The organism is Xanthovirga aplysinae (assembly GCF_009711365.1).
In the GTDB taxonomy this organism is placed as follows: Bacteria; Bacteroidota; Bacteroidia; order Cytophagales; family Cyclobacteriaceae; genus Xanthovirga; species Xanthovirga aplysinae.
The window spans coordinates 1-10,357 of sequence record NZ_SMMB01001177.1 but is presented as its reverse complement, the minus strand read 5'-3'; the positions used below and the strand labels follow the sequence as shown (position 1 = coordinate 10,357).

At 35.8% G+C, this 10,357-nt stretch carries 7 protein-coding genes; 1 reads left to right on the top strand and 6 read right to left on the bottom strand.

Features of this window, described 5'->3' with window-relative positions; genetic code table 11:
- Positions 1-61 precede the first annotated feature (61 nt).
- The 6 genes from E1171_RS24770 to E1171_RS15625 all read right to left on the bottom strand — a co-directional run bounded on the left by E1171_RS24770 (position 62) and on the right by E1171_RS15625 (position 9,047).
- On the bottom strand, positions 62-394 hold the full coding sequence (locus E1171_RS24770) for a TonB family protein (RefSeq protein ID WP_155206987.1): 333 nt from the start codon (positions 392-394) through the stop codon (positions 62-64).
- A 257-nt stretch (positions 395-651) separates the two neighbouring features.
- The gene (locus E1171_RS15645; RefSeq protein WP_246164374.1) at positions 652-2,772 is read right to left on the bottom strand and encodes a M3 family metallopeptidase; all 2,121 of its coding nucleotides are present in this window, start codon (positions 2,770-2,772) and stop codon (positions 652-654) included.
- A gap of 491 nt (positions 2,773-3,263) precedes the next feature.
- The gene (locus E1171_RS15640) at positions 3,264-4,202 is read right to left on the bottom strand and encodes a hypothetical protein (RefSeq protein ID WP_155206985.1); all 939 of its coding nucleotides are present in this window, start codon (positions 4,200-4,202) and stop codon (positions 3,264-3,266) included.
- A gap of 265 nt (positions 4,203-4,467) precedes the next feature.
- Positions 4,468-7,185: a carboxypeptidase-like regulatory domain-containing protein gene (locus tag E1171_RS15635; RefSeq protein WP_155206984.1), complete on the bottom strand. Its 2,718-nt coding sequence runs from the start codon at positions 7,183-7,185 to the stop codon at positions 4,468-4,470.
- Positions 7,186-7,392: 207 nt separating this feature from the next.
- Positions 7,393-8,370 (bottom strand): FecR family protein, encoded by a 978-nt coding sequence (locus E1171_RS15630; protein WP_155206983.1) that lies wholly within the window; start codon positions 8,368-8,370, stop codon positions 7,393-7,395.
- 140 nt (positions 8,371-8,510) lie between these two features.
- Positions 8,511-9,047 carry an RNA polymerase sigma factor gene (locus E1171_RS15625; protein WP_155206982.1) on the bottom strand — a complete coding sequence of 179 codons (537 nt, stop codon included), beginning with the start codon at positions 9,045-9,047 and terminating at the stop codon, positions 8,511-8,513.
- 798 nt (positions 9,048-9,845) lie between these two features.
- Here E1171_RS15625 and E1171_RS15620 point away from each other — a divergent pair.
- The coding region (locus E1171_RS15620; protein ID WP_155206981.1) for a hypothetical protein at positions 9,846-10,357 on the top strand (512 nt) is incomplete at its 3' end.

The following is a 10,357-nucleotide window of genomic DNA, read 5'->3' as shown; positions in this document are numbered from 1 at the left end:
TGGAAAAAAAGATATTCCTTCAGTAATTGTTTGAAGTGCTTTTTTTGCTTCTTCTCCGCAATTATAACCAATGTCTTTTTTTGATCACTATATTTTCTACGGTTCCCTCTTTTGTAACCTCATATGTTAATATAACTCTTCCTTCGATTCCATTCCTTCTAGCCTCACTAGGATAAACCATAGCTTTACTTAGAGAAATAAAAAATTCAGTTTCCCCTCCATTTATAAATTCAGGCTTTTTGTCTATGGTTATACATTGAAATTCTGAGTTTGTCTCAGTACAAAATTGGAGCAATTCATTATTACAATCTTCACAGGTAACACTTTCATTTATTTCTTTTTCACAGCCGGATAAAAAGGTCAGAAGAGTTAATCCTAATAAAAATTTTTTCACAAGTTGAGATTGAATTTAATTATGGTGGAATTGATGGGAAGGTAACGTTTAGTATAAGCAGCCGTTTTTATGCTCCTTATACTAAACGTTGTAGCCAGTTTACTCTATTTATCCTAATAGGTAGTAATAAGTTTATGATTTATTACTACCCTTTATGTAATTACCTTCATCTCTGATTCATGAGGGAAATTTTCTATGTTTGCATTTCCTCCCAAAGGTATTACTGGCAATGAATAAATTCTTTAATCTTAAAGGTCCTATTCGTTTGTTGTTACAGGGAAGCCTCTATCTCTCATAAGGGCCTCAATTTTTGCATCACGACCTCTAAATGCCCGATATGCTTCAGCAGGATCTACTGAGTTTCTTGGTGCGAATAAATGCTTCACCAATTTGCCTGCTACTTCTTCATCATAGAAACCGCCTGGTGCTTCAGCAAATGCTTCAGAAGCATCAGAGGTCAATACGTCTGCCCACATATAACCATAGTAAGCGGTAGCATAGCCTTCACCGGAGAACACATGACCAAAATGTGGGGTTCTATGCCGCATAGGTAATTCTTTAGGCATTTTTAACTCTGCAAGTGTTCCTCTTTCAAATTTGTCAACATCTATATTTTCAGGATCCGCAAGGTGGAATTTCATATCCATTATTGCCGAGGCCAAATACTCGGTGGTAGCAAATCCTTGATTAAAGGTAGCTGCATTCTTGATTTTTGTAACCAATTCTACTGGCATTGGCTCACCGGTTTTATTATGGATTAAATAGTTGTTAATTACCTCATCTGTTGATAACCAGCGCTCTAGTAATTGAGATTGGAATTCAGTGTAATCTCTAACTCCTCCATTTGAAGTTGGATATTTTACAATAGAAGAGAAGAAGTGAAGTGCATGTCCAAATTCATGGAAGAAAGTGGTAGCATCGTCCCAAGATACTAATATTGGCTCTCCTGGAGCGGGTTTTACAAAATTTGAATTATTTGAAGCTAATACATTTTTCTTGCCATCAAAAGTAGTGTGACTTCTATAGGTGGTTGCCCAAGCTCCAGAACGTTTGCCTGGTCTTGCATATGGGTCAAGATACCAAAGTCCAATATTTTCACCAGAATCCTTGTCTGTTACTTCCCAAATTTTTACGTCTTCATGAAAAACTGGAACCGAGCCTTCCGGAACCGGAGTAAATTTGTAATTAAACAACCTACCTGCTACATAATGCATCGCATCAGTCAGCTTATCTAATTGAAGGTATTGTTTTACTTCATCAGAATCTAAATCGTATTTTGCTTTTCTGACTTTTTCGGCATAAAATCTATAATCCCACGGCTCAATGGTGATTTTGTCTCCATTTTTGTCTGCTATAGCCTGCATATCTGCTACCTCCTCAGCAACTCTCCCAATTGCAGCAGGCCAAACAGCTTCCATAAGTTCCATGGCATTTTCTGGCGTTTTTGCCATTCTATCCTGTAAACGCCATTCTGCATAATTTTTATAACCTAATAGTTCTACACGTTGTCTTCTTAGTTTTAATATTTCAGCAATTAATTTATTGTTGTCATATTCATCGCCATTGTCTCCCCTGGAATAGTAATTAGTCCACACTTTTTTACGCAGTTCTCTTTCTGTAGAATAGGTTAAGAAAGGATCCATTGAAGAACGTGTATTTGTAATGGCATATTTGCCTTCCTGTCCTTTGTCGGCAGCAATTTTTGCCGCAGATTTAATAAACCCTTCAGACAAGCCGCCTAATTGCTCTTTTGTTAGATAAGTAACATAATTCTCTTCGTCATGTAAAACGTTGTTTGAGAATTTGGTGTATAGGCTAGAAAGCTCTTTGTTGATCTTCGCATAAGTTGCTTTCTTCTCATCATCAAGTTCAGCACCATTCATCGCAAATTCATTATAGATTAGGGCTACAACTCTTTGTTGCTCTGCTTCCAACGGATTTTTCAATGATGCTTCGTAAACAGCTTTTACACGTTTAAATAATTTCTCATTTTGTGTGATTTTCGATTGAAATTCAGAAAATAAAGGTGCTAATTCAGTTTGAATAGCCCTAAATTCTGGCGTTGACATATTGCTACTTAAAATACCATAGTAATTAAACGCTCTATTAAGTTCTTCGCCAGAACGTTCCATTTCTTCAATGGTATTTTCAAAAGTAGGAGCATCGGTATTATTTGCTATTGCATCAATATCTTTGAGATTTAACTCCATTCCTTGAAGCATTGCAGCTTTTACATCCTCGATTTTGATTTGATCAAAAGCAGGAACCCCACCATAAGGCCCTGTCCATTCTTTTAATAATAAGTTATCGACGATTGGCTCCTCTTTTTTTTCTTGATTGCAACTAACTAATGTAACTATGGCTAATAATAGGAACATCAATTGTCTTGTTCTTAGTATTTGGTGTATCATCCTGATTAGTTTAAATTAAAAATATAGATCTCAAAAACGGCTGTACAACTAATGTGTAAAAGTAATTAATTACGTATGACCCTCCAAATTAAGGGTGAAAACGAAATAAAGATTATATTATTTAACAAAAGCCAATACTATTATACTTCTACTTTCTTTTTAGGTGGAAGAGTCTGAAAACATTTTGGAAAAGATTAGAAATAAAAAAATTGATCATTTTTTTGAAAAAGTTTAAATGGAGTCGCTGGAAGGTTTTTACGTGGCTTTCACGGCCTTCCTGGTGGGGCAATGTTTACTGGTACTGGCGGTTCTTTGGGGTTTGATTTTAGTAAACAGGCCCTTGATAAAATCTTCCATTTAACATTTTCCCTATGGAAGCTTTTCACCAAGAGCATGTTAAAATACTTGCGGTAATGAGTTATTGATTAGCAATTCCCTTTGAATTTATCATTACCTTTCTAGGAATTATCATCCCCAAAGAATTCACCAAAATCACCAAAATCTATCGTTACTGTTACCTCACCTTCTGTTACCTGAGCAATGTTATCACAAGTGCCATCCCCATAATCGATAATAATCTTTTCTCCATTGTATTCTATTTCCTCAACTCCCCTTACCGGTACAAATACCAAACCACAGTCAAAGGTGTAGACTAAAGCTGTTTTGATTGTTAAAGTATAGTTGTCTCCATCTGAAAGTGTACTGGAATAATAACCGTTTAGAATCCACGAATAATAGTCTCCTTTTTCTGACATTTCAGAATTCATGGTCTCAGTAATTCCGTCTTCATAAGTAATAGTCATTTCTTCATTAAATTGACCTTCATATCCTGTGAATTGGCCCTCTGGCCAAGACCCGGAAGCCATATAAAATCCATTCAAGGTAACTTTGTCAATCGAATAATTTTCATAATAGGTAGCCGTTTCATAAGCAAAAGTATTCATATTAAATTTGAATACATCAGTGATTTTTCCCTTGATTACTTCCCCATATTCTTCACAGCCATCATCACTGTAATCATAGACAATTGTAATGGTACTGTTTTCTTCAGTTTCTGATACCTCAGCACAAGTTTCCCAGTACCAATTTGAGTCATTATCGTAATTGGTGGTATCTGATTCATGATCGGTAGCATCAGATCGATCTTTACCTGAGAAATGAAGTCGTTTGGACTGGGTTTTAGATGCATTGACACCAATGTCGAGAGAACTGCCTACTGCGGAATACCTTTCTTTGTTGCTATTTCGGCTCTGACTAAGTTGTCCCTTCAGTTTGGCGATCTTTTCCAGTAAGGCTTGGTTTTTTACCTCATCGATTTTAGGCTCAACCTCATTAGGCTGGCAGGCATACACTAATGCCAATACAGCAAGAAAAAACATTAAAAACGTTCTTTTCATCTTTTTAATTTTTTAGGTTAGAAAAACTGTGAAAAATTTTAATAAAACCTAGGGTGCTGATTTTTTTTAATTCTGTGGGAAGTGAAACTAGGAGTCTTTTGATGATCTATACCCAGAAAAGACAAACCAATTGTTTTTGTACTCAGCTTTTTGCAAAAAATTTAAGGCAGAGGTCTCAGAATGGAAAAAAGAAAATGTATAGCTTCTTTGTAGACAAGTTCTTTCGTAGGACCTTTTCCCTTTAGGGGGTGATTTATTGGAGAGTTCAGAATTTAACCTCCAGGAAAAGACTTGGTGTAATTCCTAATTGGTAAAGGTCAACCTTATGGAGACCGGAAATACCTTTTAAGGTATTGTTTTCCATAAAGCCAAATTCATCAACAAAGAATTTTCTGACTTTAATGTTTTTATGATCATAAAGATTCATGATGGAAAGCCCACATTTCATTTTAGCTTTTCCTATATCAAAATTTAAATTGCAGGCAATATCCATTCGGTGATAGGAGGGGAGACGGTAACGGTTTTTAGTTTCGAAAATCATAGTGGTTTGTGATCCATCATCAGAGATCGAATATCTTGTAGGCTTCGAATAGGGAGAACCACTTCGGAAAAACCATTGGATGGAAAATTCCCAAGGTCCTTTTTGGAAAATACCGGCCCATTTTACTTCATGCCTGTGATCATAATTGGAGGAAAAGGGTTTTCCCCGATTAATTCCGGAACCAGGAAATTGGTAATTTACCCGGCTAAGGGTATAGCCTACCCAACTCGTATAGTAGGTGTCGGTTTTTTGCAACAAAATTTCTAATCCGCTGGCCCAACTCAAACCATCGGTATGAAGCTCTTTAAACTCCCATTGTGGAATAAGGCCGATCTCATATTGATCAAAATGAGCCCATGCCAGTCCTTTCGTGCTTTTATGGTAAGCTTCCACGTCTAGGAGCCAATCGTTTTTCTGCCATAGAAATCCGGTAATAAAATGCCAGGATGATAAAGCTGAAATGTTATCTTTATCTGCCAGGATCCAGAAGTCCTGGCTAATTCCACTTTGAATGTCGGTTTCAGCTTGGTTGATAAATTGAATATATTTCCCACTGGCACATTTTAATTTTAGTTGATCAGAAATACTGTATTGTAAGGAAAAGCGAGGTTCAAGGTGAGTTTTATTTAAGGCCTGGGAAAAAGTGTTTCTAAGTCCCGCATTAATTTTTAATCTGTTAAAAAAGGAGAAAGTCTGCTGAACATACCCTCCTGCATATTGCCCTTTCGGACTGTAGTATTCGAAGTATTTTAATTCATTTTCAGATTCCACATTACTGATGGCGTTGTAGGTGCTAAAAAAACCAAACTCCAATAAGCCATTAGGGTGATTGGTATACTCCATATCGAGCCTCAAGGTAAAATCTTTGATTTGATTTTCTTTTTGGAGTTGGCTTATATAATTATCTCCAAAACCTCCGAAATTTTGGAAATAATTGAGTTGGGAGCGGTAAAGTCTTGCATAATTTGAGTAGCCTATAGTGAGATTTGAAAATAGTTTATTATGCCATAATCTTGACCACTTTAACCCAAAACCTGTATTCTTCCACTTAGCATCTTCCTGGTTTTTTTCCATCACCCTTAAGAGGCCTAGTAACCAATCAATTTGTTCCTGGCTTTTTAGCAGGTCTTTTCCTTTGAAAAAACTTATTGAAATGAGGTCTTTTTGACTGGGCTTATAAGTTAATTTGGAGTTAAGATCAAAATAGTAAAATGAAGAATTATTTTTTTCCTTGTAAATAGTGGAGCTTAGGATCTCTTCCAAATCTGATGAATTTTGTGGTAGGGCACTATTGAATAGACTTTGATAAAGGGGACTCTGAATAATATCGGTATAAGCTCTCCGGGTTGAGAGGAGGAGAGTGGTCCGATCGTTTAAAGGAGTTTCTGCAATGAAGCTTGTACTTAAAAAGTTTAGCCGGGCTGAGGCTGTGGGGTGATGTTTATTGCCTGATTTTCCAGTTAACTGAACAACTGCCGAAGAGCGGCCGCCAAATTTTGAATCAAAGCCTCCTTTGTAAACTTGGATATCCTTTAATGCTTTGCTATTGAAAGTGCTAAAATAGCCAAAAAAATGATCTTGATGGTAGATCGTAAATCCATCTAATAGCACAAGGTTTTGAGCAGGAGTGCTTCCTCTGATATGGAGCCCAGCCTGACTTTCGTTTTGAAGGCTAATTCCTGGTAGGGATTGTAGACCTTTAAAAATATCCTCTTCCCCCATATTACTTAACCTTGAAATTTTTTCGGGTAGTACACTTACCTGGCTGATCGCTCCACGAATCTCTAATGTGGCACCGTTTCCATCTGTTATTTTTATTTCCTTGAGCATGGAGGAAGAAGGGGAAAGGTGCAATTCCTGAAAACTTTCCGCGGAATCTGGAATTATAATAAGTTTCTTAGTTTGATAACCTAGATGTCTAATAATCAGTGTGTCGGTAGGGTCAGGTGCAAAAGAAAGGTTAAAGTAACCATCTTGATTGCTGACGGTTTTGAAGTTAGTCTCCTTAAGACATATAGTGGCAAATGGAATGCTTTCTCCGGTTTTTATATCCTTGATAATACCGCTAAAGTGTGTTATCTGAGGGGCTGAATCAACCTCTTGGACCTGTTTTTTTCGGATAATAAGCTTGTTGGATGCAAGTTTTTTATAAGTTAGGTCAGTTCCTGCCAGAATTATTTTAAAAGCGTTTTCTACTGATAGACCATTAAGTTTTGATTGTACCCTTATCCCTTCTATTAATTTTTTCTCATAGGCTATTTTTAGTTCATATTTTTCTCTTAAAAACCGAATCACCTCATACAGGCTTTGATTCTCAAATTCAGCATAGAGTTTAAGGGAATCTTGTTGTTGAGCCCAGGTTTTGGGGACTATTCCCAACAGTAAAAAGCAGAGAATAAGGTAAAAGGGTAGAAGTCCAGAAGCTCTTAACAGGGGGATCATTAGGAGAGGATAGGATTAAATTAATTTTCATGGGATTCCTAAAAGAACTCCCATGTATCATTGACCCCCCATCTAGGATGAAAAGGTGCATGGGAACCCTGAAGGCTGCAGAAATCAATTATATTTTGAAGGAATTAAGAAATAGCTTTAGGCTAGCTCAACAATAAAATTAATAGGCCTTTTAGGTATCAGTATTGGTATCATGTATTATTTTCGAATGATCACCTTTTGAGCGTTAATTACCTCATAGTTCAGCTCCATTGGTAAACAGACCATGTCTAAAGTTGATTTCAGTTCGTTTTTATCAAACTCGCCGGAATATTTTCGTTGGCTGATATCGGTCTGGGTTTCTATAGTGATGTCATATTGACGTTCGATTTCATCCAACACTTCAGTTAAAGGAATGTCATCATAGAAGAAACTGCCAAATCTCCAGCCTTTTTGGCTTTGGGTATCAAAGCCATATTTTCGTGTTGTTTTTTCAGTCATTTTTACTCCTTTTCCTGGGGTAAGTAGTGCCGAAAAGGCAGCATCTTTTGAATCAACTTGTACCTTTCCCGTAAAACATTCTACTGAAAGTTTAGCATTTCTGCTGTAAATATTAAAACTGGTGCCTAATACCAGTACTGTTCCATTCTGGGTCTTTATCAAAAATGGTTCTCCTTTGGTAACCCGAAAAAATCCTTCACCGTCAAAGTGCACCATTCGACTCTTACCCCATTTTTTTTTATTGTAGGTAAGCGTAGTGCCCGCATTTAAGGAAATTTCTGTTCCATCAGGAAGAACATGAGAGAGTTTTTCTCCATGTTTTGCTTGTATAACTTCGGGCCGATTGAAAAAATAAAACACGCCAATAGCAATTAGTACTATGGCGGCTGCTATATTATACCATTGATTTTGGAATGTTTTGTCAGCTATAGTTCTTATAGCTGGTTTTTCTATTGCTTCAATTTTATCATTGATGGCTTTCCAAAGGTGATCGATCTTTTCTTGAGGAATTTCTTTTTCCTTTCCATGTATCACCTGAATAATTTTACAACCTTTCTGAAGTTCTTTTTCTTTATCTGGATTTTCTTTGCGCCATTTTTCCCAGAATTTTTGTGTGTTTTGATCAGGGCAAAGTACCCATTGACAGAAAAATGGGTCTTGTGCAAAATCTTCGGCGCTATATTCCTGGTATTTCATTTGTATGAAGTGTACTTTCCCTTTGTGCAGTTAAGACAAAGTTGACTATATTGTACCCAAGAAAAAGTGGATTTTTCAGTGAAAAGGTATGTTTTGTTAAAAAATCCTTAGTAAAACCGGATGATCCGTGGTGTGGTGTGTCATAAACTGGTTCTGAGCCGCTTTAATGCCCTATAGATCAAGTTTCTTACAGATTGGTAGTTGACTTCCATGGTTTGGGCTATCTCTTCGTAGGAAAGGTGTTGGTAGTATTTTAAATAAATGGCTTCTCTTTCTCTGGTGGAAAGTTGCTTCATAGCAATCGATAACTGCTGGTTTTTTTCCTGATTTTTTTCATGATTAATTAGTAGTTCCTCCCCATTCTCTTCTAATACAAAACAGTAAGATTCAGGCTCGATATGGTCATTGATCATTTTATGATGCTTTTGAAGGTGTCTAATGATTTTTCTTCTTAAGGCACTAAATAAATAAGGTCTAATAGCATCGGTACCTCCTAACGTTTTTTTATTTCCCCACAGTTCTAAAAAAAGGTCCTGAATACAGTCTTCTACTAATTGGCGATTAGCTGAAAACTTATTGCCGTATTTGTACAAAACCTTAATATGTAGCCTAAATATAGTCTCTAGGGCCTGGCGATCACCATTTTTAAATTGTTCCCATAAATGGATGTCCTTCATAAAAAGTGCCGTATGTTTTTTTATTACTTGTCAAGATTCGGAGGAGTGGTTTTTGCGAATCCCTGTTGAATCAAGGTGGTGGAGGGGGATTTGTTAACTTTTTTGTCTACTTGGGAAAAACTCACATAGGTGAGACGGACGTGCTTTGGATTAACTTCTCCTATTAAAGATAAAGAGAACTAATAAAATTTAAAACTTACATAATCATATTATTCCTGAAATAGTACAAAAATAAATTTTGAAGTAAGTTTTTTGAATAGAATCTCCATGATGGGCTGATTAGTATAAATCGGCTATTTTCAAGAATTTTTTAAATAAAAACTATTAAGGGGCGTAAATAGGGCTCTTTACCTTTAGCAAGGGAATTAATGTAAGCGTTAACATATAATGGTATTATTAAAATTTAAGTAATTTAACAATAGTAGGTTTAGATTTAGTGTTTTAGTAAGTTAATTTTTTGATTAATTTGATTCTTTTTGTGAAATTTTTTAAATAGTACTGGGTTGTTCAAACTATAACATATCTCTTGAAAAAATAGGAAGGAGACAAGGGATAGAATTTTCGGTATAAAAGGTAGTGTCTTTGTAATTCATTTATTGGGGGGTTGTAAAGTTTTTTTATTGAGCTCAAAGGTGTTTGGACCACACAGCAGAATGACTATTTAAATATATACCGATGATGCTACTAATGAAATTTAAAATAAATAAGCTCTCTAGCTTTATCAGATTAATACTAATAGATTTAGTGTAGATATTCCAGAAATGTGCTATTTCAGATTGTAGGCTTCAATTAAAAAAAATGGATAAACAATATTGGATTTCAAAATACTCTGACTATACCGATTATGAACTTGAGGGAATTTCAAAGAGTGATGGTTTTCAGGAGGCTGCCCGGGTTGCAGCAGTTGAGATTTTAAAAAAAAGAGGGATAGTTCTGAACCCAGAACTTCAACCAGAATTTCTTAAAAAAAAGAATGATTTATGCTATTTATTGAAACGAATTGAGGACTACGGATTTAAAGTTTCTTTTCAAAATCCCTTGAATTATAAGATTACTAGGAACTCTAGTCATAAATTAACTGGCTTAATTCTAATTTTTCTTGGCGTAATTTCTTTAACTATTTGGCTTTTACCTATTATTAACAACTATTTTATCGGTGGTTCATTTCAGCCAGTTGGTTCGGTTTGGGTACTTTCCATTTTTATAGGAATGATATTTACAGGTTGGTATCGCTATTTTAATGCCCAAGGATATAAGATTGAGGTATTAAAAAACAGATTTATTTCAGAGTTAAATAGCAAAAATGGAAA

What these genes read in the sequence shown, in the direction of transcription:
- E1171_RS15645 (WP_246164374.1), bottom strand. Translation starts at nt 2,772, where the DNA reads ATGTTCCTATTATTAGCCATAGTTACATTAGTTAGTTGCAATCAAGAA.
- E1171_RS15640 (WP_155206985.1), bottom strand. Translation starts at nt 4,202, where the DNA reads ATGAAAAGAACGTTTTTAATGTTTTTTCTTGCTGTATTGGCATTAGTG.
- E1171_RS15635 (WP_155206984.1), bottom strand. Translation starts at nt 7,185, where the DNA reads ATGATCCCCCTGTTAAGAGCTTCTGGACTTCTACCCTTTTACCTTATT.
- E1171_RS15630 (WP_155206983.1), bottom strand. Translation starts at nt 8,370, where the DNA reads ATGAAATACCAGGAATATAGCGCCGAAGATTTTGCACAAGACCCATTT.
- E1171_RS15625 (WP_155206982.1), bottom strand. Translation starts at nt 9,047, where the DNA reads ATGAAGGACATCCATTTATGGGAACAATTTAAAAATGGTGATCGCCAG.